This window comes from Stenotrophomonas sp. 14P6.2.3 (assembly GCF_057799055.1).
The window spans coordinates 1-24,807 of record NZ_JBYOLA010000037.1 but is presented as its reverse complement, the minus strand read 5'-3'; the positions used below and the strand labels follow the sequence as shown (position 1 = coordinate 24,807).

General features: G+C 67.6%; 20 protein-coding genes and 1 pseudogene. 7 read left to right on the top strand and 14 right to left on the bottom strand.

The window, feature by feature from the left end; translation table 11 throughout:
• The 4 genes and pseudogenes from AC27VL_RS18645 to AC27VL_RS18630 form a co-directional block, all read right to left on the bottom strand.
• Window positions 1-418, bottom strand: a pseudogene (locus tag AC27VL_RS18645) (SPOR domain-containing protein); the annotation flags it as partial.
• A gap of 21 nt (window positions 419-439) precedes the next feature.
• Entirely contained in the window at window positions 440-2,128 is a 1,689-nt protein-coding gene (argS, locus tag AC27VL_RS18640) for an arginine--tRNA ligase (protein WP_488767812.1), read from the bottom strand.
• A gap of 114 nt (window positions 2,129-2,242) precedes the next feature.
• Window positions 2,243-2,947, bottom strand: a complete 705-nt coding sequence (gene radC / locus AC27VL_RS18635; RefSeq protein ID WP_488767810.1) for a RadC family protein — start codon at window positions 2,945-2,947, stop codon at window positions 2,243-2,245.
• A 71-nt stretch (window positions 2,948-3,018) separates the two neighbouring features.
• The gene (locus AC27VL_RS18630) at window positions 3,019-3,645 is read right to left on the bottom strand and encodes a response regulator (protein WP_488767808.1); all 627 of its coding nucleotides are present in this window, start codon (window positions 3,643-3,645) and stop codon (window positions 3,019-3,021) included.
• Between the two features lie 224 nt (window positions 3,646-3,869).
• Here AC27VL_RS18630 and coaBC point away from each other — a divergent pair, with 224 nt between their 5' ends.
• Genes coaBC through AC27VL_RS18615 form a run of 3 tightly spaced genes read left to right on the top strand, consistent with a single transcriptional unit; the run spans window position 3,870 to window position 7,978 of the window.
• On the top strand, window positions 3,870-5,132 hold the full coding sequence (gene coaBC, locus AC27VL_RS18625) for a bifunctional phosphopantothenoylcysteine decarboxylase/phosphopantothenate--cysteine ligase CoaBC (protein WP_488767806.1): 1,263 nt from the start codon (window positions 3,870-3,872) through the stop codon (window positions 5,130-5,132).
• On the top strand, window positions 5,129-5,617 hold the full coding sequence (gene dut / locus AC27VL_RS18620) for a dUTP diphosphatase (RefSeq protein ID WP_089241345.1): 489 nt from the start codon (window positions 5,129-5,131) through the stop codon (window positions 5,615-5,617). Before coaBC ends, dut begins: the two co-directional genes overlap by 4 nt.
• Window positions 5,618-5,629: 12 nt before the next feature.
• The gene (locus tag AC27VL_RS18615) at window positions 5,630-7,978 is read left to right on the top strand and encodes a phosphomannomutase/phosphoglucomutase (protein WP_488767804.1); all 2,349 of its coding nucleotides are present in this window, start codon (window positions 5,630-5,632) and stop codon (window positions 7,976-7,978) included.
• Window positions 7,979-8,328: 350 nt separating this feature from the next.
• Here AC27VL_RS18615 and AC27VL_RS18610 read toward each other — a convergent pair whose 3' ends face one another.
• From AC27VL_RS18610 to pyrE, 8 genes are all read right to left on the bottom strand, one after another.
• Window positions 8,329-9,042: a response regulator transcription factor gene (locus tag AC27VL_RS18610; RefSeq protein WP_025879418.1), complete on the bottom strand. Its 714-nt coding sequence runs from the start codon at window positions 9,040-9,042 to the stop codon at window positions 8,329-8,331.
• Window positions 9,023-11,683, bottom strand: coding sequence for a sensor histidine kinase (locus AC27VL_RS18605; protein ID WP_191078257.1), 2,661 nt, complete (start codon window positions 11,681-11,683; stop codon window positions 9,023-9,025). Before AC27VL_RS18605 ends, AC27VL_RS18610 begins: the two co-directional genes overlap by 20 nt.
• A 51-nt stretch (window positions 11,684-11,734) precedes the next feature.
• On the bottom strand, window positions 11,735-12,379 hold the full coding sequence (gene kdpC / locus AC27VL_RS18600) for a potassium-transporting ATPase subunit KdpC (protein WP_488767801.1): 645 nt from the start codon (window positions 12,377-12,379) through the stop codon (window positions 11,735-11,737).
• Window positions 12,376-14,436, bottom strand: coding sequence for a potassium-transporting ATPase subunit KdpB (gene kdpB / locus AC27VL_RS18595; RefSeq protein WP_191078256.1), 2,061 nt, complete (start codon window positions 14,434-14,436; stop codon window positions 12,376-12,378). The genes kdpC and kdpB overlap by 4 nt, the downstream gene beginning before the upstream one ends.
• A gap of 9 nt (window positions 14,437-14,445) precedes the next feature.
• The gene (kdpA, locus tag AC27VL_RS18590) at window positions 14,446-16,155 is read right to left on the bottom strand and encodes a potassium-transporting ATPase subunit KdpA (RefSeq protein WP_099819666.1); all 1,710 of its coding nucleotides are present in this window, start codon (window positions 16,153-16,155) and stop codon (window positions 14,446-14,448) included.
• A gap of 12 nt (window positions 16,156-16,167) precedes the next feature.
• On the bottom strand, window positions 16,168-16,260 hold the full coding sequence (locus tag AC27VL_RS18585; protein WP_005407770.1) for a potassium-transporting ATPase subunit F: 93 nt from the start codon (window positions 16,258-16,260) through the stop codon (window positions 16,168-16,170).
• A 218-nt stretch (window positions 16,261-16,478) separates the two neighbouring features.
• Window positions 16,479-17,138, bottom strand: coding sequence for a hypothetical protein (locus AC27VL_RS18580; protein WP_099819667.1), 660 nt, complete (start codon window positions 17,136-17,138; stop codon window positions 16,479-16,481).
• Between the two features lie 19 nt (window positions 17,139-17,157).
• Window positions 17,158-17,817: an orotate phosphoribosyltransferase gene (pyrE, locus tag AC27VL_RS18575; RefSeq protein WP_025879424.1), complete on the bottom strand. Its 660-nt coding sequence runs from the start codon at window positions 17,815-17,817 to the stop codon at window positions 17,158-17,160.
• Window positions 17,818-17,980: 163 nt separating this feature from the next.
• On the opposite strand from pyrE, the gene AC27VL_RS18570 reads away from it, so the two are divergent.
• From AC27VL_RS18570 to AC27VL_RS18560, 3 genes are all read left to right on the top strand, one after another.
• On the top strand, window positions 17,981-18,781 hold the full coding sequence (locus AC27VL_RS18570; RefSeq protein ID WP_089241327.1) for an exodeoxyribonuclease III: 801 nt from the start codon (window positions 17,981-17,983) through the stop codon (window positions 18,779-18,781).
• On the top strand, window positions 18,778-20,082 hold the full coding sequence (locus AC27VL_RS18565) for an AmpG family muropeptide MFS transporter (protein WP_100554500.1): 1,305 nt from the start codon (window positions 18,778-18,780) through the stop codon (window positions 20,080-20,082). The genes AC27VL_RS18570 and AC27VL_RS18565 overlap by 4 nt, the downstream gene beginning before the upstream one ends.
• A gap of 77 nt (window positions 20,083-20,159) precedes the next feature.
• Window positions 20,160-20,390 carry a hypothetical protein gene (locus tag AC27VL_RS18560; RefSeq protein ID WP_025879428.1) on the top strand — a complete coding sequence of 77 codons (231 nt, stop codon included), beginning with the start codon at window positions 20,160-20,162 and terminating at the stop codon, window positions 20,388-20,390.
• A gap of 74 nt (window positions 20,391-20,464) precedes the next feature.
• On the opposite strand, the gene AC27VL_RS18555 is transcribed toward AC27VL_RS18560, so the two are convergent.
• Window positions 20,465-21,592 (bottom strand): anhydro-N-acetylmuramic acid kinase, encoded by a 1,128-nt coding sequence (locus AC27VL_RS18555; protein WP_100554527.1) that lies wholly within the window; start codon window positions 21,590-21,592, stop codon window positions 20,465-20,467.
• 64 nt (window positions 21,593-21,656) lie between these two features.
• Window positions 21,657-23,126, bottom strand: coding sequence for a M23 family metallopeptidase (locus AC27VL_RS18550; RefSeq protein WP_100554501.1), 1,470 nt, complete (start codon window positions 23,124-23,126; stop codon window positions 21,657-21,659).
• Window positions 23,127-23,293: 167 nt separating this feature from the next.
• Between AC27VL_RS18550 and tyrS the strand changes: the two genes are divergently transcribed.
• Window positions 23,294-24,502 (top strand): tyrosine--tRNA ligase, encoded by a 1,209-nt coding sequence (gene tyrS / locus AC27VL_RS18545; protein ID WP_032977018.1) that lies wholly within the window; start codon window positions 23,294-23,296, stop codon window positions 24,500-24,502.
• The last annotated feature ends 305 nt before the right edge of the window (window positions 24,503-24,807 follow it).

The window sequence follows — 24,807 nt, the reverse complement described above, 5'->3', positions numbered from 1 at the left end:
TGCCTTCCAGTGCGGCCTGCGCGCGCTGCGCTTCGGCCTTGGCCCGGCGCTGGTCTTCGGCACGCGCGCTGGCGGCCAGTTCGGCGTCGGACATTTCAACTTCCTTGCCCGGCAGCAGGGTGTAGAAGTCGTACTGGGTGGCCGCCGGCTTTTCCGGTTCAGCCGGCTTCGGCGTGGCCGGTTGTGCGGCCGGCTGGGTGCCGACATCGCTTTCGCCATCGGCCACCGGCGCCGGCTGCGCGTTCGGGTTCGGCTGCGGACCGGCGCGCAGGAAGCCATCGCCCTCGCCCTTGAACAGGTTCGGCGCCGCCAGGAACACCACGGCGGCGATCGCCACGCCGGCAACCAGCCACACCCATCCGGGCGTGCCTTGGCTGCTGTTGCGCCGAGCCTGTGTCTTGCCGCGTCGTGCTGCCATGTCTACTGCGTCTCCTGAGACTTACATTTTTTCCGGGGCGGAAACGCCCAGGAGGTCGAGGCCGTTGGCCAGTACCTGGCGCGCTGCGCAGGCCAGGGTCAACTTGGCATTGCGATCGGTCGCGTCGTCCACCAGCACCGGCGTCCCGTGATACCACGTGTGGAAGGCGTGTGCCAATTCGCGCAGGTACTGCGCGACCAGGTGCGGCTCCAGCGCCACGCCGGCCGCTTCCACCACTTCCGGATAACGCGAGATCTCGTTCATCAGGGCCAGCGATGCGTCATCGTCCAGACGGCCCAGGTTGGACAGGCCAGTACCCTGTTCGTAGACCAGACCCTTCTCCTGCGCCTGGCGCAGCAGGCTGCAGACGCGGGCATGGGCGTACTGCACGTAGAACACCGGGTTGTCGTTGCTCTGCTGGCGGGCCAGGTCGATGTCGAAGGTCAGCTGCGAATCGGGCTTGCGCGCGATCAGGAACCAGCGGGTCGCGTCGCGGCCGGCTTCTTCGATCAGGTCGCGCAGGGTGAAGTAGCTGCCGGCACGCTTGGACAGCTTCACTTCCTCGCCGCCGCGCATGACGGTCACCATCTGGTGCAGCACGTATTCCGGCCAGCCCTGCGGGATGCCCACTTCCATGGCCTGCAGGCCGGCACGCACGCGCGCCAGCGAACCGTGGTGGTCAGCGCCCAGCTCGGTGATCGCGCGCTCGTAGCCGCGCTGCCACTTCGACAGGTGGTAGGCCACGTCCGGCACGAAGTAGGTGAAGGTGCCGTCGGACTTGCGCATCACGCGGTCCTTGTCGTCACCGAAGTCGGTGCTGCGCAGCCACAGCGCACCGCCTTCTTCATAGGTATGGCCCGACGCCTGCAGCTTGGCTACCGCCTCGGCCACCTTGCCGTCGGCGTACAGCGAGCTTTCCAGGAAGTAGATGTCGAAATCCACGCCGAACGCGGCCAGGTCCAGGTTCTGCTCGTTGCGCAGGTAGGCCACGGCGAAGCGACGGATCGCCTGCATGTCGTCCGGGTCCTTGGCGCCGACCACGAGGGTGCCTTCCAGGTCGACGCTGGCGCCGGTCATGTAGGCACGTGCCACGTCGGCGATGTAGTCGCCGCGGTAGCCGCCTTCCGGCCAGCCTTCCTGGTCCGGTGCGATGCCCTTCACCCGTGCCTGGGTCGACAGCGCCAGGTTCTCGATCTGCACGCCGGCATCGTTGTAGTAGAACTCGCGCTTGGCGTTCCAGCCGTTGGCATCGAGCACGCGTGCCACGCAGTCGCCGATGGCAGCGGCGCGGCCGTGGCCGACATGCAGCGGACCGGTCGGGTTGGCCGACACATACTCCACGCCCACCGTGCGGCCATTGCCGGACAGGTTGCGGCCGTAATCGGCGCCTTCCTTGATCACGGTGACGGCTTCACGCTGGTACGCGGCCGGCGCCAGGTGGAAATTGATGAAACCGGGGCCGGCGATCTCGACCTTGCTGACGTCTTCACTGCGCGGCAGCGCCTCGACCAGCGCCTGTGCCAGTGCGCGCGGATTGCTGCGCGCGGCTTTGGCCAGCAGCATCGCGGCGTTGGTGGCGAAGTCGCCATGGTCGCGGGTCTTCGGGCGCTCGACCACGAAGTCCGGCGGCAGGGAGTCGACGGGCAGGGTGCCATTGGCGCGCAAGGCTTCGATGCCTTGGCTGATCAGGGCGCGGAGGAGATTTTTCACGAGGCCTGCTGTGAGAATGAGCGGCGGAATCGCCCATTTTAGCGCAGATGCCGGCTTCTACGCTGACCGAGGCCTGCCTGTCAGGGCACGCGTGGCCGCCTGCTGCTGCGGGGCTCATCCGACCAGGCGGGCCTGAAGCGGCGGTAGAAGACCCCGTTCAGCAAACGAAACGGGACGCCCTTCGCCCACCACGAAGTGATCCAGCAGGCGGATGTCGACCAGTGCCAGGGCCCGTTGCAGCTCCTCGGTGATCTGCGCGTCGGCGGCCGACGGTTCCGGGTCGCCGGAGGGGTGGTTATGGCTGAGGATGACCGCGGCGGCGTTGTGCAGCAGGGCTCTGCGCACCACTTCGCGGGGGTACACCGGGGCCGCGTTGATGGTGCCGGCGAACAGTTCCTCGCAGGCGATCAGGCGGTGGCGGTTGTCCAGGAACAGGACCACGAACAGTTCCCGCGCCTGCCCGCGCAGGCGGTGCTGCAGGTAACGACCGACGGCCGAAGGGTTGTTGCCGACTGCTTCGCCCTGCTGCAGTTCAGCGGCCAGGTAGCGGTGGGCCAGCTCCAGCCCCGCAGCCAGTGTGCAGCTGCGAGCCGGCCCCAACCCAGGCAGTTTCGACAGTTCGCGGGCAGGGCGGTCCAGCAGCACCCGCAATGGACCGTGGGCGAGCAACAGGTCGCGCGCGGTCTGCACCGCGTCCCGGCCGCCAAAGCCGGAACCCAGGAACAGGGCCAGCAGTTCGGCGTCGGACAGTGACGTGGGCCCCCGGGCCAGCAGCTTCTCGCGGGGGCGCTCTTCTTCGGGCCATTCATGGATGGGCATGGTGCCCATCATGGCGATCATCGCCGACCGCTCCCATAAGCGCTTGCCGTACCCGTGGGTCGGCCAAGTCCTCAGTCGCGCCGGGTCTGCAGGTAGTCGTACAGCTCCTGGTTGTTCTGCAGGCCCAGCTTGCGCATGGCTTCGGCCTTCTGCCGGCTGATCGTCTTCGGGCTGCGCCCGCTGCGGTCGGCGATGGCATTGATGTTCAGGCCATCGGTCAGCAGTTGCAGCACTTCCAGTTCGCGTGTCGACAACGCAGCCGGTGGATGCGGGAACAGCAGATCGCGGGCCTGCAGGTGGCGCCGCAGCTGATCGGAAACGAATATCTGCCCTGCCATGGCGGCATGCAGGGCCTGCGGCAGCTCGGCGAAGTCGGCGCTCTTGTCGACCAGGCCGTGTACGCCATCGCGTAGCAGGCCATCGAGCAACCCCGGGTGCCTGGCCCCGGTCAGCACCACCACGGGAAGTTCGGGATGGCGTTGGCGCAGCACGGCCAGCAGTTCGGGACCATCCGGGCCCGGGCCGGGCATGGACAGGTCGGTGAGTACGGCATGGCAGGGCTGCTGTATCAGCAGCTGCAGCAGTCCAGCACCGTCGGCAGCGGCACCGGCCACGTCCATCTGGTGACGCTCGAGCACGATTCGGATGCCGTGCAGGACGACCGGATGGTCGTCGGCAATGATGATGCGCGGTTGCACGGGGAACTCCTGGGAAATCGAACGGCACACCTGGGTGGCCAGCGATGATTCTGCAAAGCGGGGACGCGAAGAGGTATAGGAAAGTTCCGAATCGGCATGCAGCAAACCCGGAAAACTCCCTGGGGGCTGTCCATGTGCTGATAGCCGCCCGCTATGTGCCGCGTGCACCGGGAGGTTGCTGGCCTTCGGGTAAGCTAACGCCCTCGTTTGCACAGGAATTCCAGGTGGCTGATTCTCCCAACGCTTCCCCGACGCGGATCCGCGCGCTGGAAGGCCAGAAACTGCTCTTGTGTGTCGGCGGCGGGATCGCGGCCTACAAGGCCCTGGAACTGGTTCGACGCCTGCGTGATGCCGGTGCGCTGGTACAGGTGGCGATGACGGCCGGCGCCCAGCAGTTCGTCACACCACTCAGCTTCCAGGCCCTTTCCGGCCAGCCTACCCGCACCACGTTGTGGGACAGCGCCGCCGAACAGGCCATGGGCCACATTGAACTGGCACGCTGGGCCGATCGCATCGTGATCGCGCCGGGTACCGCCGACCTGCTGGCACGCCTGGCCCAGGGCCACGCCGACGACCTGGTCAGCACCCTGTGCCTGGCCAGCACCGCGCCGCTGACCGTGTGCCCGGCGATGAACCATCGGATGTGGCTGCATCCGGCCACCCAGGCCAATATCGCCCTGCTGCGCCAGCGTGGCGCGCAGGTGATCGGTCCGGTCGATGGGCCGCTGGCCGAAGGCGAATCCGGCCCCGGCCGTCTGGCCGAGCCGGGCGACATCGTCGCCGCCCTGGCCGCCAACGGCACTGCTGCCGCAGCCGCTGCGGCGCCGGAAACGCATGCGCTGCAGGGTCTGCGCCTGCTGATCAGCGCCGGCCCGACCTATGAAGACATCGATCCGGTGCGTTACGTGGGCAACCGCAGCAGCGGCAAGATGGGGTACGCGCTGGCCGCTGCTGCCGCCGGGCTCGGTGCCCAGGTGGTGCTGGTCAGTGGCCCGGCGCAGCTGCCGACGCCGCCCGGCGTGCAGCGCATCGATGTGCGCTCTGCGGCGCAGATGCGCGAGGCGGTACTGAATGCGCTGCCGGCCGACATCTACATCGGTGCTGCTGCCGTTTCCGATTACACCCCGCGCCAGGTGGCCGCGCAGAAGCTGAAGAAGACCGCCGACAGCCAGTCGCTGGTGATCGAGCTGGTGCGCACCCCGGACATCCTGGCCGAGGTTGCCGCGCAGACGCAGTCGTTGAAGCTGGTGGTCGGCTTTGCCGCCGAGACCCACGATGTGGAGAAATATGCGCGCGGCAAACTGGTCGACAAGCGCCTGGACCTGGTGATCGCCAACCAGGTGGGCATCAGCGGCGGTGGTTTCGAAAGCGACAACAATGCCGCCACGGCCTTCTGGCAGGATGGCGAACAGGTATTCCCGGCTACTTCCAAGCGTGAGCTGGCCGAACAACTGCTGGCGCTGATCGCGCGGAGACTCCAGGCATGACCCAGGCAAGCAACACCCACGGATTCACCCCACAACCGTTGCAGGTCAAGCTGCTCGACCCGCGCTTCGGTGACAGCTGGCCGCTGCCGGCCTATGCCACCGAAGCCAGCGCCGGCATGGATCTGCGCGCGGCGCTGGAAACCGCGCTGACCCTGCAGCCGGGCGATACCGCACTGGTCCCCAGCGGGCTGGCCATCCATATCGCCGACCCGCATCTGTGTGCGGTGATCCTGCCGCGTTCGGGCCTGGGCCACCGCCATGGCATCGTGCTCGGCAACGGCACCGGCCTGATCGACGCCGACTACCAGGGGCCGCTGCTGATCAGTGTCTGGAACCGTGGCCGCGAGGCCTTCACCATCGAGCCGGGCGATCGCATCGCGCAGCTGGTGGTCGTGCCGATTGCCCGCGTCAGCCTGCAGGTGGTGGATACTTTCACCGACAGCGTGCGGGGAACGGGTGGATTCGGCCATACCGGGGTGCGTTGACAGGGGACATCGATGAGCGGCATCGGGGAAGCACAGCGGGGAAAGTCGTTGGGACGGAGCGCGCCATTGCTGGGTGTGCTGCTGGTACTGCTGGCCGCGTGGTTCGGCTGGAGCGCGGTACAGCAGTGGCGGCAGGCAGCCAGCGGGGACGCGCTGGAACAGGCGCGCGACCAGGCCGTGCAAGGGCTGCAGCAGGCCGCCTCCGGCCAGTTGCAGCAGCTGCAGCAGCAGTTGAAGGGCGACCGCGTCCAGCAGGCCCTGCAGGCGGGTGATGCCGCCGGCGCCGCGCTGGCGCTGCGGGAAAGCTGGACCGGCGTCGAGCAGGTGGAGGTGCTGGGCGCTGACCTGGCCGCGGGCTACGCAGATGCGGCCACCTTTGGATATGCACGCCTGGCCCTGCTGGAATCGGCGCTGGCCGATGGCAAGGCAACCCTGCGCGTGGTCCGCGATGGCGGCGGCAACCGCCTGGGTCTGGCCGCGCCGGTACAGCTGGCCGGTGTCGGACCGGCGGTGGTGTATGTGCGCCAGCCGCTGCTGCGGTTGACCGCGCCGCTGGACCAGGTGCGCGCCCCCGGCAACGGCTTCCTGGCGCTGCGCCAGGGAACGCACAACATCGTGGTGCAGGGCGATACCGGCCTGTCCGAGAGCGCCGAGGCAATGGCGCGCCCGGTGGCCGGAACCACGCTGCGACTGGCCGCCGGGGTACCCAATGTGGAACCCGGTCCACTGGGACTGGGAGCCCTGGCCAGCGCGATTGTCGCCCTGCTGCTGGCCTTCATCGCGGTACTGCTGGTGGTAGGCCGTGGCCGACTGCCGAAGTCACTGCCGCTGCCCAGCCGGCGCAGCGCGGTGGCCGACGCCGATCACGGGCCGACCCTGCGTGAAAGCCTGCAGATGGTCCCGCCGACCGTACCCGGCGAGGCAGTGGCCGAGGCTGCGCCGCCTCCGCCGCCACCGGTTCCCGCCGAGGAACTGGCTGCGGGCATCTTCCGCGCCTACGACATCCGCGGCGTGGTCGGCAGCGAACTGACGGCGCGCACCGCCGCGCTGATCGGCCAGGCCATCGGCACCGTCGCCCTCGAGCAGGGCCTGCGCGAGGTGGTGATCGGCCGCGATGGCCGCCTGTCCGGTCCGGAACTGTCGGCGGGGCTGGCCGAAGGCCTGCGGCGTGCCGGCTGTGCGGTGATCGATATCGGCCTGGCTCCGACCCCGGTCGTGTATTTCGCCGCCTTCCACCTGCGCACCGGTACCTGTGTTGCGGTCACCGGCAGCCACAACCCGCCGGACTACAACGGTTTCAAGATCGTCATCGGTGGTGAGACCCTGTCCGGCGATGCGATCACCGACCTTTACCAGCGCATTGTCGAAGGCCGCCTGGTGCAGGCGGCGGAACCGGGTGACTACCAGCAGCGCGAGGTCAGCGCCGACTACATCCAGCGTATTGCCGATGACGTGCAGCTGGACCGCCCGCTGAAGGTGGTTGCCGATGCGGGCAACGGCGTGGCCGGTGCCTTCGCGCCGCAGCTGCTGGAAGCGATCGGCGCCGAAGTCATTCCGTTGTACTGCGATGTCGACGGCACCTTCCCCAACCACCACCCCGATCCCAGCGAACCGGCCAACCTGGAAGACCTGGTGCAGACGGTCAAGCGCTTCGGCGCCGACCTCGGCGTGGCGTTCGATGGTGATGGCGATCGCCTTGGCGTGGTCACCGCTGAAGGCAAGATCATCTACGCCGACCGTCTGCTGATGCTGTTCGCCGCCGACGTGCTGATGCGCAATCCGGGCGCGATGGTGATCTACGACGTGAAGTGCACCGGCAAGTTGTCCGATCACGTGCTGCGCAATGGTGGCAGCCCGTTGATGTGGAAGACCGGGCACTCGCTGATGAAGGCGAAGATGCGCGAGACCGACGCCGAACTGGCGGGCGAGATGAGCGGCCACTTCTTCTTCAAGGAGCGCTGGTTCGGCTTCGACGATGGCCTGTACGCCGCTGCACGCCTGCTGGAGATCCTGGCCCAGCGCGAAGAAACGCCGGACGAAGTGCTGGCCGAACTGCCGGAAATGGTGGCGACGCCGGAGCTGAAGGTGCCAGTGGCCGAGGGAACCCCGCATGCGTTGGTGGCGATGCTGGTGGCTGCTGCGCAGTCGCCGGACAACCCGTATGTCGGCGGTCGCCTGTCGACCATCGACGGCCTGCGGGTGGACTTCGCCGACGGCTGGGGCTTGGTGCGCGCGTCCAATACCACGCCGGTGCTGGTGCTGCGCTTCGAAGGCAACGACGAAGCGGCACTGGAGCGCATCCAGGCATTGTTCCGCAGCCAGCTGCAGCCGGTGCTGGGCGACACCCCGTTGGGCTTCTGAGCAGGGGCCGGGCTGCGCCCGGCACCCGCCGAATCCAAGGCAACAGCCGGAGCAACAGCGTGCATTTCGTGGGATGGCGGGGTGGGTCCGGTTGCGGGGGACGCCGTGAACCCATCCATGGGGGCTTGGCCGCGGCATCCATGCCGCGGACACCCCCGCAACCGGACCCACCCCGCCTTCGACAGATTTCCGCGATCTGTCGGAACAGCGTTCTGTGCTGCTGTTGGTAGGTGTCGACCTTGGTCGACACAGTAGATCCACGCCATGCGTGGATGCGCTTCAATGGATGTCCATCCACGCATGGCGTGGATCCACTTGTCTGGTGGGTGCCGACCGTTGGTCGGCACACCTCATCCCTTGAAACGCAACCCCACACCGGGCTCGGTAAAGAGGTAGCGTGAATCCAGCGCCGAGTCGCCCAGCTTGTGCCGCAGCTTGCCGACCAGGATGCGCAGGTAGTGGGTGTCGTGCTGGTGGGTGGGTCCCCAGATTTCCTGCAGGATCTGCGGCTGGGTCACCACCCGCCCGGCATTGCGCAGCAGCAGCGACAACAGCGCGTACTCCTTGCGGGTCAATGCCACCAGTTCGCCATCAATCGCCACTTCGCGGCGCACCAGGTCCACGTGCAGGTGGCCATCGTCGAACACCGGCGGCGTGCCATCGGTCGGTACGCTGCGTGTGCGCAGCAGCGCCCGCACCCGCGCCATCAGCTCCTGGGTACCGAAGGGTTTGGTCACGTAGTCGTTGGCGCCGTTGTCCAGTGCACGCACCTTCTCGGTTTCACCGGCACGCACGGTCAGCATGATCACCGGCACTTGGCTCCACTGCCGCAGCTGTTCCAGCACCTCGTGGCCTTCCATGTCCGGCAGGCCGATGTCCAGGATCACCAGGTCCATGTCCTCGCTGGCGGCCATCTGCAGGCCTTCCTGGCCGGTCGCAGCCTGGCGCACCTGGTAGCCCTGCGCGCGCAGGCTGATGTCCAGGAACCGGCGGATCTGGGTTTCATCGTCGATCACCAGCACGCGCGGGGCCGGCGCGCTGGCGTCAGTCGGGGTCGGACTCATCGTGGGAGGCTGGCTTGAGCAGGGGCAGGGTGATGCGGATCAGGGTACCGCGACCGTCGCGTCCGGGCAGCGCCTGCACGCTGCCGCCATGTGCGCCGATCATGCCCTGGCAGATGGTCAGGCCGAGGCCGGTGCCGTGGCGGCCGCGGTCGCCGCGTTCGACGCTGTAGAACATGTCGAAGATGCGCGCGCGCTCGTCGTCGGGAATGCCGGGGCCGGCATCGATCACGTCGATACGCAGCTGACCGTCCAGTTCGCGCGCCAGTACCTGCACGGCGGCATCGGCCGGCGAGAACTTGGCAGCGTTCTCCATCACATTGAACACTGCCTGCTCGACCAGTGCCGGATGCACCCAGATCGGCGCCAGCGTCGCCGGAATATCCAGCTCCAGCCGCACCTTCGGCTGGTAGCGCTGCAGGCGGCGGGCGGCCGAACCAATCAGCTCATCCACCCCTATCCAGTCGCGGTTGATCTTCAGGCCCTCGTGGCCCAACCGGGTCATGTCCAGCAGGTTCTGGATGTAGCGGTCCAGGCGTTCGCCTTCGACCAGGATGGTGTCCAGCAAGGCGCGGCGGTCGGCCAGATCCATCGCCGCGCCGTAGCTGGCCAGGCTGTCGGCCGAGCCGATCATCGCCGCCAGTGGCGAACGCAGGTCGTGCGACACCGAGGAGAGCAGGGCAGAGCGCAGCCGTTCGGTCTCGTTGCTGACGTGCGCCTGTTCCAGCTCGGCCACCAGGCGCGTGCGCAAGGCGGCCTGGGCGATGTCATCAACCATCGCTTCGGCCAGTTGGCGCTGTTCGGGCAGCAGCCGCGCCTGCGCACCCGGCAGGTACAGGCCGGCCACGCCGATCGCACGGTCCTCGCCGTCCAGCAGCGGCAGGAACCACCATTGCGCGCCAGCCAGCGTATCGGTGAAGCGGCCACTGGGCTGGCCATGGCGCAGGGCCCAGTCGGCAGCCGCCAGATCGGTGTCACCGGGCAGGTGACGGCCACCGGCCGCGATATCGGCGCCGATCCGCAGCCAGGCCGGCACGTCCATGGCCTGTTCCAGCGCATGCCGGCCGGCCTGTGCCACTTCACCGTTGCCGGCCGCACTGGCCAGCTGCCGGCCCAGCTGCTGGCGCGCGCGCGCATGGCGGTTGGCCGCGCGCAGGGCGATCACCTGCATGCGCAGGCGCGACGCCAGGCGTCCGGCGACCAGTGCCGCCGCCAGGAACAGGAACACGGTGATCACGCCCTGCCGCGCGCCGATGGCGAAGGTGAAGCGTGGCGCGATGAACAGGAAGTTGTAGGCGAGGAAACACAGGATGGCCGCCATCACCGCGACGCTGGCGCGGGTGCGCGCGGCTACCAGCACAACGGCCACGATGAACACCATCGACAGATCGGCCATGCCCACCCAGCGTTCCACCAGCCAAGCGACCGCGCAGGCCAGGCCGGTGGCGATCAGCGCCTGCAACGGCTCGTGGCTGACCCCGCGCATCGGTGGCAGCAGGCCCTCACGACGGGAACGCGCACGCGCCTGCGGCGTGCTGATGATGGTGATCTCGTAGTGCGCGCCGCGCTGGATCAGCTGCTGGGTCAGGGTGCGGTTGAACATCCGCGCCAGTGGTCGCTCGCGGGTGCGGCCCAGGACCAGCGTGGACACGCCGTTGTGCGCGGCGTGGTCGAGCAATGCGTCGGCGATGCTGGAGCCGTGCAGCAGCTCGGCGTCGCCGCCGAGGCGGCGGGCCAGCGCGAACGCAGCATCGATCTCGCGCCGGGTCGCCTCGTCCTGGCGGCGTCCCTGCACCGTCACCACCGTCCACGGTGCATCGCGGCGTTCGGCGATGCGTCGCGCCACCCGCACCAGGTATTCACTCTGGCCGCCGCCATCGATCGCCACCAGCACGCCACGTCGCAGCGGCAGATTGCTCTCACCGCGCGCGGCGCGGGCTTCGCGCAGGCTGCTGTCGACGCGGTCGGCCGCTTCCTGCATCGCCAGTTCGCGCAGCGCGGTCAGGTTGGCCGGCGAGAAAAACGCCTGCAGTGCCTGCGCGGCCTGCTCGGGCACGTACACCTTGCCCTGCTGCAGGCGCGCGATCAGCTCGCGCGGTGGCAGATCGACCAGCACGATGTCGTGCAGGCGGTCGAGCACGCCGTCGGGCACGGTCTCGCTGACGCGTACGCCGGTGATGCGCATCACCACATCGTTGAGGCTTTCCAGATGCTGGATGTTGACCGTGGTCCAGACGTCGATGCCGGCGTCCAGCAGTTCCATCACGTCCTGCCAGCGCCGTTCATGGCGGCTGCCCGGCGCATTGCGATGGGCCAGCTCGTCCACCAGCACCAGCGCCGGCCTGCGTGCCAGCACGGCGTCCAGATCCATCTCCTGCAGGTCGTGGCCATGGTAGGCCACGTCCTTCAGCGGCAACCGCGGCAACCCTTCCAGCAGGGCCTGGGTATCGGCACGGCCGTGGGTCTCCACCAGCCCCACTACCAGGTCCACGCCACGTCGCAGCTGTTCCTGCGCGCGGGTCAGCATCGCGTAGGTCTTGCCTACGCCGGGCGCAGCGCCGAGGAACACGGTGAGCTTGCCACCGGCTTCGCGTTGCAGGCCTTCCACCAGGGCATTGGCCTGGCGGGTCCGCAGATCAGTCATGGGAGCCGCTGTCATGGCCGCCATTGTGCGCGCAGCGGGTGCAGCCCTGCATCACGGCGCGCGTGCCGCGTGGTCCAGGGCGAAGTTCAGTGTCACCACGTTCACCCGTGGCTGGCCGAACACGCCCCATTGCCGGCCCCGCGTGTTGGCCTTCACCAGCGCCTGCACGCGCTCCACCGGCAGGCCTCGTGCACGCGCCACGCGTGCCACCTGCAGCTGTGCTGCCGCCGGCGACAGCTGGGGATCGAGGCCGCCGCCGGACTGGGTGACCAGATCGGCAGGTACCTGCGCAGGCGTTACGCCTTCGCGCGCGGCCACTGCCGCAGTGCTCGCCGCCACGCGTTCGGCCAGCGCCGGGTTGCTGCGAGCCAGGTTGGAACCGGCCGCTGCCATCGGGTCGTAGTTGGCCGCCGACGGTCGTGCCTGGAAGTAGCCATCGCCGGTGAATGGCTGCGACAGCCATGCCGAAGCACGCACCTGGCCGCTGCCATCACGCAGCAGGCTGCCTTCGGCCTGCGCCGGGAAGGACAGGCCGGCGAAACCGGTGGCGATGCCGGCGTAGACCGCACCGGCCAGCAGCAGGGTGGCCACGCCCAGGCCGATGGCCGGGCGCCAGCTGGCGCCATCCTGCAACGTGGCCACGCGCGCCTCGCTTTTCAGCTCGCGGGAAAGGGAAGGGGAGTCAGAACGGTTCATGCGCCGAATACCAGGACAAGAAGAAGGTCGATCAACTTGATTGCCGCGAACGGCAGCAGCACGCCACCCAGGCCGTACACCAGCATGTTCCGGCGCAGCAGCGCCGTTGCGGTGGCCGGGCGGAAGCGCACACCGCGCAACGCCAGCGGAATCAGGGCGGGAATCACCAGCGCATTGAAGATCAGCGCCGCCAGCACCGCATTGCGCGGGCTCGACAGCTGCATCACGTTCAACGCGGCCATCGCAGGCACGGTGGCGGCAAACAACGCCGGCAGGATCGCGAAGTACTTGGACACATCGTTGGCCAGCGAGAACGTGGTCAGCGCGCCGCGGGTGATCAGCTGCTGCTTGCCCACCTCCACCACCGCCAGCAGCTTGGCCGGATCCGAATCCAGGTCGACCATGTTGCCGGCTTCCTTGGCCGCCTGCGTGCCCGAGTTCATCGCCAGGCCGATGTCGGCCTGGGCCAGCGCCGGCGCATCGTTGGTACCGTCGCCGACCATCGCCACCAAGCGGCCACCGGCCTGCTCGGCACGGATGCGTGCCAGCTTGTCCTCCGGCCGCGCCTCGGCGATGTAGTCGTCCACACCGGCTTCGGCAGCGATCGCGGCGGCCGTCAGCGGGTTGTCGCCGGTGATCATCACCGTGCGGATACCCATCGCCCGCAGCTGTGCGAACTTCTCGCGCATGCCGTGCTTGACCACGTCCGACAGCTCGATCACGCCCAGCACATGGCGACCCTCGGCCACCACCAGCGGCGTAGCACCGTTGCGTGCGACCTGCTCCACGCGACCGGCCAGTTCCGCCGGTACGGTGCCGCCGAGCGCCTGCACATGGGCGCGGATCGCGTCGGCAGCGCCCTTGCGGATCTGCCGGCCGTGCAGCAGGTCGACACCGGACATGCGGGTCTGCGCGCTGAAGGCCAGGTAGTCGGCCCGATCCGGCTCGGCGGTGGTGCAGCCCTGTTCGCGGGCCAGGCGCACGATCGACTTGCCTTCCGGGGTCGGGTCGGCCAGCGAAGAGAGCAGCGCCGCTTCACGCAGCTGGTCGGCGTCGATCCCGGCCAGTGCATGGAAGTGGCTCGCCTGGCGGTCGCCGTAGGTGATGGTGCCGGTCTTGTCGAGCAGCAGCACGTCGACGTCACCGGCCACTTCCACCGCCTTGCCCGACTTGGCCAGTACGTTGGCGGCCAGCGCACGGTTCATGCCGGCGATGCCGATGGCCGGCAGCAGGCCACCGATGGTGGTCGGTATCAGGCACACCAGCAGCGCGATCAGCAGCAGCGGATCCACCTTGACGCCCACCGAAGCACCGATCGCCGGCAGCGTCGCCACCACCACCAGGAAGGTCAGCGTCATCGCCGCCAGCAGCAGGGTCAGCGCGATTTCATTCGGCGTCTTCTGCCGGTTGGCACCTTCCACCAGCGCGATCATCCGGTCCAGGAAACTGTGCCCCGGCTCGGCGGTGATGCGCACGACGATCTGGTCGGACAGCACCTTGGTGCCGCCGATCACGCCGGAGCGATCCGTACCCGCCTCGCGCAGCACCGGTGCCGACTCGCCGGTCACCGCTGCTTCGTTGATGGTGGCCAGGCCCTGCACGATCTCGCCGTCGGCCGGTACCAGCTCGCCGGCACTGACGATCACGTGGTCGCCGGGGCGCAGTTCCGCGGCGGGCACCTGGGTTTCACTTGCACCGGCCTGCGCCGACGCCAGACGGCGCGCCACCAGGTCCTGGCGGGCGCGGCGCAGCGAGGCGGCCTGACCACGGCCGCGTGCTTCGGCCACGGCCTCGGCGAAATTGCCGAACAGCACGGTGACCAGCAGGATCGCCGTCACCGCCAGGCCGAAGCCCAGTGGCGCGTTGCCGGTCAGGGTGATGATCGCGGCGACGACCGTGCCGGCCATCACCACCGCCATCACCGGGCTGCGCACCAGGTGCATCGGCGACAGCTTGCGTACGGCCTCGATGAGCGCGCGGCGCAGGCCGGCGGCATCGAGCAGGGCCGGGCGGGACGCCACGGAGGAGGAATGGTTTGCGGTTGCGTGACTACTCATGGGGTGTCCTCAGTGCAGTCCCAGGCTCAGGTGGTCGGCGATAGGGCCGAGTACCAGCGCCGGCATGAACTGCAGCACGGTCAGGATGACGATCACCGAGACCAGAGTCAGGGCGAAGGTCGGGGTTTCGATCTGCAGGCTGCCAGCCGATTCAGGGGCCTGCCGCTTGGCGGCCAGCTGCGCGGCCACCACCAGCGGGATGATCAGCAGCGGGAAGCGGCCCAGCAGCAACACCAGCGAGCAGCTCAGGTTCCACCACGGCGTGGCGTCGCCCAGGCCCTCGAAGCCCGAGCCGTTGTTGGCGTAGGCCGAGACATACTCGTAGAACACCTGGCTGATGCCGTGGAAACCGGGATTGGAGGTACCGGCCAGACCGGGCACGGCCAGCGTGATCGCGGTGAACAGCAGCAGGGTGATCGGCTGCAGCAGCACCAGCAGGGCCAGCAGGCGCACCTGTGGCGTCTCCAGCTTGCGACCGAACAGTTCCGGCGTACGGCCGGTCATCAGCCCGGCCAGGAACACGCCCAGCAGCAGGTACACGATGAACTGCTGCAGGCCGCAGCCGATGCCGCCCCAGATCGCGCTGACCAGCATGTTGACCATCGCCAGGCCGCCAGACAGCGGGCTCAGCGAATCGTGCATGCCGTTGACCGAACCGTTGGAGACCTGGGTGGTCACCGCCGCCCACAGCGCGGTGCCATCGGCGCCGAAGCGCACTTCCTTGCCTTCCATCAGCAGCGGCGTGGCCGCGCTGGCGCTATGGCCCTCGCTCCACACCATCGCGCCGGTGGACAGCAGCGACATGCCGAGCATGCAGCTGAACACCAGCGCGCCGAAACGACGGCGCCCGGTGAACGCACCGATCATGAAGATCACCGCCATCGGCACCAGCAGGATGCCGATCACTTCCAGCATGTTCGACACCGGGGTCGGGTTCTCCAGCGGGAAGCTGCTGTTCGGGCCATACCAGCCGCCACCATTGGCGCCCAGTTGCTTGGCCGCGACCATCGCCGCAACCGGGCCCAGCGGCAGCTTCTGCTGCGCCATGCCGGCACTGGCGTCGATCGGTGTGGCCTGCGGGCCACCGGCCATCGTGGAGGGCACGCCCTGGCTGGTCAGCAGCAGCGTCCATACCAGGCACAACGGCAACAGGAAGCGCACGCACAGGCGCACGACGTCCGCGTAGTAATTGCCCACCGCCACCTGGCGGTCATCGCCCGCGACAGGCGCGGTGACCGATTTCGGCGCACGCGAGAACAACGCACGCAGCGTCGCCACGGCCAGCGCCAGGCCCATCATCGGCGTCACCACCTGCAGGCCGGTGATGCCGGTCATCTGCGAGAAATAGGACAGCTGTGCCTGGCCGGAGTAGTGCTGCTGGTTGGTGTTGGTCAGGAACGAGATCATCGTGTGCAGCGCCGTGTCCCAGCGCATGTTCGGGATCTGGTCCGGATTCAACGGCAACCATGCCTGGGTCATGAACACGGCCTGGGTCAGCACCGCGATCACCACGTTGCTGAGCACGAACGCCAGCACGTAACCCCGCCAGGACATCGAGCGAGAGGGATCGACGCCGAGCACCCTGTACAGCGGCTTTTCGATCCAGTGGAACAGCACGTCGACCTTCATCGGCGTGCCGCGCATCACCCGGGCGAGGTACAGGCCCAAGGGCCAGGCCAGCAGCAGGCTGGCGGCAAGAATGGCAAGAATTTCAGTCATGGCAGGCTCCGCTCAGAACGACTCGGGCCGCAGCACGACATAAAGAAGATAGGCGGCGGCAACCAGCACCAGCACGCCACACAGCAACGACAGCCAGGGGGACATGGAATTGAGACCTGGTGGAACCCCTCCACCTCAGGCCGTCATCGTCGTCCCCACCCCCATAAACGCACTACGCGCCGGACCGGGCCGACGCGTAAAGAGTGCATAAATTCCGTGGGCCAACCCGTAACCAGCCCCGCCTGCTGTAGAGCCGAGCCTACGCTCGGCTGCTCATTCCCGAGGTCAAGCGGAGCCGAGCGTGGGCTCGGCTCTACCGGCAATCACGGGGCTTGGCTCGCCGGTGCCACGCCCTTCAGCTCGCGATAGCGCTGCAGGCTGCTCTCGATCTCGACCTTCAATGCCTGCTGCTGCTGTTCGAAACTGGCCAGCAGCCGCTGCTGCGACTGCAGCTGCGCATGGCGCTGGCTGATCGCCTGGGCCTGCTTGTCGGCCACCTTGCCGCCGGCCAGTTCGCGGTCACCGGCGGCAGCAAGCAGGGCCACCAGCGAATCGCGCAGGCTGGCCACGTTGTACTGGGCGGTCTTGAGGTTGTTGTCGAGCACCTCCTGGCGCTCGGCGAACACGCGCCGCAGCGCGTTCTCATCACCGTAGGTGGTCAGCATCGCCTGTTCGGTGCGCTGGCGGGTCTGCTCGGCCATCTGGTCCAGCTGGACCTGCGCCGCCGCCGTGCTGGCGGCAGCGCGTTCCTCATCGCTCAACGCGCGCTGCACCTGCGCATTGCGCAGGCCGCTGTTGGCGCTGAACTCATCGCGGGCGTGGTTGACCGCATCGGCTGGCAGCGCATCGCTGCAGATCCGCTCCTTGCCCTCGTTCCAGCAGTACAGCTTCTTGTCTGCAGCCTTGCCGCCGGACTGTGCCAGCAGCGTCTGCGGCATCACCAGCAGCAGGCTGGCGGCGACGATGGCAGGAACTCGGAACATGCGACCTTCCCCCTGGTGGTCAGCGCGTGGAACGGACGCCGTACTGGGCGCGATAGGCCTCCAGCGGCTGCCGGTAGCCTACAAGTTCCGGATTTCCGGACGCGAAATCAAGCAGGTCGGCCAGCGTCGCTACGGCGATCACCGGGATGCCGGCTTCTTCGGCCACGGCCTGTGCGGCGGAGCGATGGTCGCTGTCCGAGGCGATCTCCTGGCGGTCCAGGGCCACCACGATGCCGGCCGGAATGCCGCCCGCAGCGCGGATGATCGCCAGCGCCTCGCGGATGGCAGTGCCGGCGGTGATCACGTCGTCGACGATCAGCACGCGCTTGCCGGTCATGTCGGCGCCGATCAGCTGGCCGCCTTCACCATGGTCCTTCACTTCCTTGCGGTTGAACGACAGCGGCAGATCGCGGCCGCGCTGGGCCAGCTCGCATGCCATCGCGGTGGCCAGCGGAATGCCCTTGTAGGCCGGGCCGAACACCACGTCGTACTTGATCCCGGTGGCGTCGATGGCGTCGGAATAGCACGCGCCCAGCTGCGACAGCAGGGAACCGGAGTCGAAACGGCCGGCGTTGAAGAAATAGGGGCTCAGCCGGCCGGACTTGAGGGTGAACTGGCCGAAGCGCAGGGCATCGGCGGTCAGGGCCAGCTGCAGGAAACGGTGACGGTGGTCGCTCATCAAAACTCGATTCATCTTCATTTGGAGCGCAAATCCTAATCCAGCTGGGCTTTTCGCGCTCGTCCGGCTCCTTCACGCGGGTATCCGGGGCGGCCCCCGCGGGCTGCTCAGCCCGGCAGGCAACCGGTATGCTTGCCCGGTTTCCCGCCGTAGGTTCTTCCGCATGCGCATCATCAGTTTCAATGCCAATGGCATCCGTTCGGCCGCCACCAAGGGCTTCCTCGACTGGTTCCGTGGCCAGGACGCCGACGTCCTCTGCATCCAGGAGACCAAGGCCCAGGAAGACCAGCTGACCGACCCGATGTTCCGCCCGGACGGCCACCATTGCTTCTACCGCGATGCCATCACCAAGAAGGGCTACAGCGGCGTGGCGATCTACAGCAAGCGCGAACCGGACCAGGTCATCACCTCGCTGGGCTGGGCGCCGTTCGACGACGAAGGCCGTTACATCGAGGCACGCTTCGGCAACCTCAGCGTGGTCTCCTTCTATATACCGTCCGGCAGTTCGGGTGACCTGCGGCAGGGCTTCAAGTTCGAAGTGATGGAGTGGCTGCGGCCGATCCTTGAGGAGTGGGCGCGCAGCGGCCGCGACTACGTGCTGTGTGGCGACTGGAACATCGTCCGCTCGGCGCTGGACATCAAGAACTGGAAGTCCAACCAGAAGAACTCCGGCTGCCTGCCCGAGGAGCGCGACTGGCTCAACGCCCTGTGCGCCGACCACGGCCAGGCCACCGACGTAGCCACCGGTCGCGGCTGGGCCGATGCCTACCGCCTGCTCAATCCGACCGGCGAGGACTACACCTGGTGGAGCAACCGTGGTGCCGCCCGCGCCAACAACGTGGGTTGGCGCATCGACTACCAGTTCATCACCCCGGGCCTGCGTGACCGCCTGCGCAGCTGCTCGATCTACCGCGACCAGCGCTTCTCCGACCACGCACCGTTCATCGTGGACTACGACCTGTGACCGAGGCTGCCAAGCCGGCCGGCTACAAGGGCTGGGCCGGCATCAAGCGTGCGTTCGGCACGCCCTCGGCGCTCACCATGGCCCTGCTGGGCTTCGGCAGCGGCCTGCCGTTCCTGCTGATCGCCTCGCAGACCCTGTCCACCCGCTTGCGCGATGTCGGCCTCGATCTGGGCAGCATCGGCCTGATCAGCCTGGCCAGCTTCTTCTACCTGCTCAAATTCGTCTGGGCTCCCCTGCTGGATCGCTACGCGTTTCCGTTGCTGGGTTTCCTGGGTCGCCGCCGCTCGTGGCTGCTGGTCTCGCAGATCCTGGTGCTGGTGGGCCTGGTTGCACTGGCGTTCGTTCGGCCAGAGCAGGGTGTGTGGCCGCTGGTGGCCTGGGTACTGGTGGCGTCCTTTGCAGGCGCCACCCAGGATTCGGTGGTCGACGCCTACCGCATCGAGATCGCCCCGCAGACCGCGCAGGCCGCGTTGGCCGCCACGTATACGCTGGGCTATCGCATCGGCCTGATCCTGGCCGGTGCCGGCGCCTTGTACCTGGCACAGTTCGAAGGCTGGATCATTGCCTATCTGGCCATGGCTGCACTGATGATCCTGCCGATCATCACCACCCTGTTCTGCCGCGAGCCCGAGCGTCCGGCCAACGCCGTCCAGCGCCGCATCGACATTGCCGAAGCGTTCGTGCAGCCGATCACCAGCTTCTTCAGCCGCAACGGCATGGGGCTGGCACTGGCGCTGCTGGCGTTCGTCGGGTTCTTCAAGTTTCCCGACCAGGTCATCGGCGTGATGGCCGGACCCTTCTATCTCGACTCGGGCTTCGACAAGGCCGACATCGCTACGGTCTCCAAGCTGTTCGGCGTGTGGATGGGTATTGGTGGGGCGTTCATTGGCGGTATCGCCGTTGCCGCCTTCGGTTTCCGCCGGATGCTGCTTGTCGCGGCGCTGGGCGTAGCCCTGTCCAACCTGGCCTTCCTGCTGATGGCGCACAATCCGGGGCAGTTGTGGGCGTTCTACGCTGCGCTCAGTGCCGACAACCTGTTCCAGGGCTTCGCCGGCACGGTACTGGTGGCGTTCATGTCTTCGCTGACCGATCGCAACTTCACCGCGACCCAGTACGCCCTGCTGGTATCACTGGCCAATCTGCCGGGCAAGTTCGTCGGCGGCGTCTCCGGCTACATCGTGGAGGCCACCTCGTACAGCACCTTCTTCATGCTCAGCGCTGTCACGGTGGTGCCGACCATGCTGCTGCTGGCTTGGCTGTGGCCACGCATCCTTGATCGTGGGCCGTCACCCGCCGCCTGATTGCCTGTCCGCGCTTACTGCGGGATGATCGCCCCGACGCGCCGAGGGGGCGGTGCCTTGCGAACGGGGAAGTGAGCATGGCCGACGTAGTGCTGCGGGACCTGGACCCGCTGCTGCTGGAACGCATCAAACGGGTCTCGGTTGCCCGAGGCTGGACCCATGAACAAACCTGCGCGGTCCTGCTGGAGCAGGGCCTGTTCAGCAGTGAACTGGAGGTCCGCTCCGGTTTCGGCGATCCTGAAGTCGACGCCCTGTCGGACGCGATCGCCGCACTGCAGGCGCTTCCCGCAGGCCAAGGCTTCGACTAGCGCCCAGTAGATCCACGCCATGCGTGGATGAGCAGTCCCAGCAGATCCACGCCATGCGTGGATGGCGGCAACGCTCACGCCAAATGGATCGCCCCGAGAATCCGCGGCCCCTTCGCCCCGGTCACGCTCGGCAGGTTGCCCGCCAGCCCGTCCATCGTCCGCTGCGCCAGCCACGCAAACCCCATCGCCTCCACATACTCCGGGTCCAGCCCGTGCAGTGCCGTGGATTCGACCACCACGCCCGGCAGTCGCGCCGCCAGCCGCCGCATCAACTGCGCGTTGCGCACACCGCCGCCGCATACCAGTACCCGGCGGGTGTCCGGCTGCTGGGCCAGCAGCGCATCCACCACCGTCGCCGCGGTCAGCTCCAGCAGCGTCGCCTGTACATCGGCGGCGGCAAACTGGCCTTCCTCCATGTGCGCTTCGGCCCACGGCAGGTGGAACTGCTCGCGCCCGGTGCTCTTGGGCGGTGGCAGCGCAAACCACGGGTCGGCGCGCCAGCCGGCCAGCAGGCTGTCATCCACCGCACCACTGGCCGCGTAGGCACCGTCAGCGTCGAAGCTGCGCCCGGTATGGCGTTGGCACCAGGCATCCATCAGCGCGTTGGCCGGGCCGGTATCGAAGCCACGCACGACGCCTTCGCGCGGAATCAGGGTCAGGTTGGCGATCCCGCCCAGGTTCAGCACCGCGCGGTCTTCATCGGCCGCACCCAGCATGCCCAGGTGGAAGGCCGGCATCAGCGGAGCACCATGACCGCCGGCGGCAACGTCGCGGCGGCGGAAATCGCACACCGTGGTGATGCCGGTCAGTTCGGCGATGCGGTTGCCGTCACCCAGCTGCAGGGTGAACGCCGGATCGGCCAGCGGTCGATGGCGCACCGTCTGCCCGTGCGAGCCGATGGCCCGCACCTGCGAACGGTCGACACCGGCTTCGTCCAGCAGCTGGTTGGCGGCGGCGGCGAAGCTGATCGCAATCCGCGCGTCCAGCTCGCCCAGCTCCTCCAGCGACTGCAGCGGACCGCCTTCACCGAGGGCTACCAGCCGCGCCCGCAGTACCGGCTCCCAGCGGGCGGTCAGCCCATGCACGAAGCGGCAACCTCCGTCGGCTGGGAACTGCACCAGCGCGGCATCGATGCCGTCAGCACTGGTGCCCGACATCAGGCCCAGGTAAAGGGGAAGGGACGGATCGGCAGTGGTGTTCATGGCGGGCATAAAAAAAGGACACGGCAAGCTTGTGCTGCCGTGTCCTCCTTCGTCAACGCAGGGCTCAGCCGCGCTTGCGGCCTGCCGGCGCCTTGTCCTTGGTGCTGGCCACCTCGGTGGTCGCGCTTTCGGCGGCCGGTGCGGGGCTGGCGTCGGCGTAGATCAGCTTCTCCATGCCCTGGATGCGGGCCATTGCCGGCGCGGTCTGTGCCCGGAACGCCACCAGCTCGGCGCCCTTCAGCGGCTCCGGCGGCGGCATGGTCACCGTCAGCGGGTTGCGGTGCTCGCCATTGACCCGGAATTCGTAGTGCAGGTGCGGGCCGGTCGCCAGGCCGGTCGAGCCGACGTAGCCGATCACCGTGCCCTGGGCCACGCGCTGGCCGTTCTTGATCCCGGCAAAGCGCGACATGTGGCCGTACAGGGTGGTGTGGCCGCGGCCATGGTCGAGGATCACCACGTTGCCGTAACCGCGCTGCACGCCGACAAACTGCACCCGCGCGTCGCCGGCGGCCATGATCGGGGTACCGGTGCGCGCGGCGTAGTCCACGCCCTTGTGCATTCGCATCTTGCCCAGCACCGGGTGCTTGCGCGCGCCGAAGGTCGAACTCAGCCGCGCGAACGGGATCGGCATGCGGATGAAGCTTTTCTTCAGCGACCGGCCACTGATGTCGTAGTACTCGGACTTGCCGTTGCGGTCGAAGCGGAAGCCGGAATAGGTCTTGCCGCCGGTGGTGAAGGTGGCTGCCAGGATCTTGCTGGTATCGACCTTCTCGCCCTCGCGCCAGGTCTCGTCCATCACCACGCTGAAGCGGTCGCCCGGCTGCAGGTCCTTGGAGAAGTCGATGTCGTACTTGAAGATGTCGTCGGTCATCGTCGCGATCGCCGACGGTGACAGTCCGGCTCGGCGTGCAGCCGCATACAGCGAACTGGTGATCTCGCCGCTGGTGACCACCGTCCGCGTGGACGTCTCGCGCTTGGTCACCGTTTCCTTGATGTCATCGCCGCTCAGGCTCAGCTCGACCCGGTTGTCGGCGTCGCGGTCGAAGCGGATGCTGCGCAGGTCACCGGACAGCGGCATGTCGAAGGCGATCTCGGCGCCCGGGCGCAGCTTGGTCAGCGATTCGCGCGCACCCGGATGGTCCAGGACCCGGTGCAGGGTGGTCGCGGAGATGCCGGCCTTGTCGAACAGGTCGCTCAGGGTCTGCCCGCGCTGTACCCGCAGCACCTGCCAGCTGTCGCCGGGGATCTGCTGCTGGCGTGCCATTGCCAGTGGGGGCAACGGCAGGGCCAGGCTGGTGTGGCTGTCGGCGTAGGGGGCATCGATGGTGTGCGAGAAGCCCGGCACGATCGTGGCCACCAGCGCGCCGATGGTCACAAACAGGCTGGCGTGCATCCAATGACGGCGCGTCCAGCGCTCATTGAACGCAGCGGGGAGGTGTTGCCTCAGCTTCCGGTGCAGGGCGTTGTCGTGCAGGACATGGAGTCGTTCCTGGAAGCGCTGCTTGCGTGCGCGGCCTTGATCGGAATTGAGCATCAGATGTCGGTCTCTGGCTGACCCGGGAACGCGGGCCCAAACGCCGGTAACATAGACACCTAACAAATTCGCGTCAAACCCTTGTGCCTATTGGCTTTTGTGAAGCCGATCGGGTTAACTTCGCTTTAACACCCCACATAAGAAACGGCGTTGCCGGGAGTAGTCACGTGTCCTCGATTGAAGAAGCCCTTGCCCTGATCGGCCGCGGTGCCGACGAGATCCTCAAGCTCGAGGATCTGCGCGCGCGCCTGCAGGAAGGCCGCCCGCTGCGCATCAAGGCCGGCTTCGACCCCACTGCGCCTGACCTGCACCTGGGCCACACGGTGCTGCTGAACAAGATGCGTCAGTTCCAGGACCTCGGCCACCAGGTCATCTTCCTGATCGGCGACTTCACCGGCATGATCGGCGACCCCTCCGGCAAGAGCCTGACCCGCAAGCCGCTCAGCCGCGACGACGTGCTGGCCAATGCCCGCACCTATGAAGAGCAGGTGTTCAAGGTGCTGGACCGCAGCCGCACCGAGGTCCGCTTCAATTCGGAGTGGTTCGGCAAGATGAGCGCGGCCGACATGATCCGCCTGGCCGGCCAGCACACCGTGGCGCGCATGCTCGAGCGCGACGACTTCGCCAAGCGCTACGCCGCCCAGCAGTCCATCGCCATCCACGAATTCCTGTACCCGCTGGTGCAGGGCTACGACTCGGTGGCCCTGGAAGCGGACGTCGAGCTGGGGGGTACCGACCAGAAGTTCAACCTGCTGATGGGCCGTGGCCTGCAGGAGCACCACGGCCAGAAGCCGCAGGTGGTGCTGACCATGCCGTTGCTGGAAGGGCTGGATGGCGTCAACAAGATGTCCAAGTCGCTGGGCAACTACATCGGCATCAGCGAACCGGCCATCGACATCGTCACCAAGACCATGAAGGTGGATGACGCCCTGATGTGGCGTTGGATCGAGCTGCTGTCCTTCGATATCAGCCAGGCCGAAGCGGCATCCCTGCGCGAGCAGATCGCCGCTGGCCTGAACCCGCGCGTGGTGAAGCTGCGGCTGGCGCGTGAACTGGCCACCCGCTTCCATGACGCCGCAGCGGCCGAACAGGCGATTGCCGGCTGGGAAGCGGCTGTTACGGGGCAGGGCGATATCACCCAGCTGCCGCTGCAGGACGTGGCGATCCCGGCCGAGGGGCTGCGTATTGCCGCACTGCTGACCGCTGCCGGCCTGACTCCGAGCAACTCCGAGGCCAATCGCAAGCTCAAGGAGCGTGCGGTGAAGGTGGACGGCGAAGTGGTGGAAGACGGCCAGCAGGTGCTGCAGCCTGGCTTTGAGGGCCTGCTGCAGGTCGGCAAGCGCACCTTCGCCCGCGTGCGCCTGGTCGCTGCCTGACCGGGCGCAGGGGCCGGCGCAGCCGGCCCCTGCTTCTGCTCTTGTACAGCCGAGCCCACGCTCGGCTGCTTCTGCTCTCCGCGGAACAGTCCCTGCCAGGACCTTCTGGATGAACAGATGCAACATCCGATGAAAAAAGTTGCCACACCCCCTTCACAAAGGCCGCGAATAGGGACATACTTTCCCTCCCCCGTCGCAGGGGTCGCCAACAAGGGGCTTCAGCGACACAAGGGACGCCATCACCGCCGAACGAGATGATCGAACGAAAGGTGTTGACGGACTCGAAAAGTCCGGCATAATGGGTA